The sequence below is a fragment of the Pseudundibacterium arcticum genome, assembly GCF_042646465.1.
Classification (GTDB): Bacteria; Pseudomonadota; Gammaproteobacteria; order Burkholderiales; family Burkholderiaceae_D; genus Undibacterium_A; species Undibacterium_A arcticum.
Window position 1 is genome coordinate 1 of sequence record NZ_JBHRTP010000129.1, and the last position, 1442, is coordinate 1442.

Sequence of the window (1442 nt, forward strand, 5' to 3'; positions counted from 1 at the left end):
TTATGTCTCCATGGCCGCCGTGGATGCTTGAAACTAATAGTTGGCATTTTTAAGATGCTGCCGGTTTCTATCGGACACAAAAAAACGGCGGGGTACCCGCCGTCTATTTCTCTATGAGCTTTGCCGTGCTTATGGTTTCTTGATTGCGTGTTTGACGTCACCAAGGGTTTTCTGTGCTTGGCCCTCGACCTGCTTCTCTAGGCCCTTGACCTGCTGCTCTTTGCTACCGGCGACCTCGCCAACTTTTTGTTGCACCTTACCAGCCGCATCCTTGACGGCGCCTTTCACTTGATCTTTGTTCATTGCCAGCTCCTGTTCAGGTTGGGAGATTCCCCATTAATTGGACTCCAGCGGTGTCCGCTTGTTCACATTTTAGAATTTCAAAAAAAGCAATACGCGAGAAGTCTCTAACGGATTTTCTCATGGGCGACTTGTTGTTTTTAGGCAATCTTGGCGTTCTGCGATAGGGGACTGATGGATCTATGTACGTCGCACATCGACCAGCTGGCTCCTTGTCTTTTTGATGGCTGGAAGCAACTGTTTTGGCGTTAGTGGTGGGAGAGCTCGACTCCGGGATTCGCGGGATTCTGTGCTCGTCCGAGCAAGCAGGGAGAATCAGGAATCGCTTTGTCGTTGCTCGTTGGTCTGCGATATCGCTCCAGACGTCATTCAGTAAAGCGTGCAAGGCGGCATGTAGCCGCCGGGCAACGCAGACGTCTTAAAAAAGCAACGGAAGCTAAGATTGCCGTTAACCCAGTACAAGAAAATCGGGGTTTCCGATAGGATAGGTTAGGATGGAATGAGAGGCAAAGCGGGGATGGCGACAACTATGGAAACGAACGCTGGTCGGGAATGAATAAGAATTCAATGGCAATTCAATTGCGTGGCATCGGAGGTAGTGTGTCAGTGGCACTTTACTCAAACGACCTGGTGCCCGACGTCTATCCCAAAGCGGTGACGATTGACATTCGTGCGGGGGACTGGAAGGCCTATATACATCACATCACAGGGCACCACGACAACAAAGATTTTGTCAGTTGTTATGGTGGCGTCGTCGCGTACCAACGACAGTGTGCGATGGCGTATCTCGGGAAACGCGCGCAACTTCATGGCGGGGTATGCAGCAGGACACAGCCACGCATTTTGACCCCGCAGTGCATCGCTGACCTGGATATAAAGAACAAAGCACAACGCTATCAGCGCTATCCATGGTTAGAGAAATTGCTGAACCTGCTGGCAGAGATTGAACGAATTCAGGACAAGATTTCCGGTGGCGATGTCATCTCTTGGATACCTGCGGTTAAATAGTCCGAGCGGTTTGCCCAAACGCAGGTTCCAACGGATGCTTTCGCGGGCGACAAGTGCTATGTGAAGTAGGGCAACTGCCCGCCTGCAAACGTTCTCGACTGTAAAACCGTATTCGCGCATCACAACCTCGCCAG

General features: G+C 51.2%; 2 protein-coding genes. One reads left to right on the forward strand and one right to left on the reverse strand.

What is annotated here, in order from left to right:
* Positions 1-129: 129 nt before the first annotated feature.
* Positions 130-303 (reverse strand): CsbD family protein, encoded by a 174-nt coding sequence (locus tag ACFOFO_RS26465; RefSeq protein ID WP_390329182.1) that lies wholly within the window; start codon positions 301-303, stop codon positions 130-132.
* 564 nt (positions 304-867) lie between these two features.
* Here ACFOFO_RS26465 and ACFOFO_RS26470 point away from each other — a divergent pair.
* The gene (locus tag ACFOFO_RS26470) at positions 868-1308 is read left to right on the forward strand and encodes a hypothetical protein (RefSeq protein ID WP_390333555.1); all 441 of its coding nucleotides are present in this window, start codon (positions 868-870) and stop codon (positions 1306-1308) included.
* Positions 1309-1442: the final 134 nt, after the last annotated feature.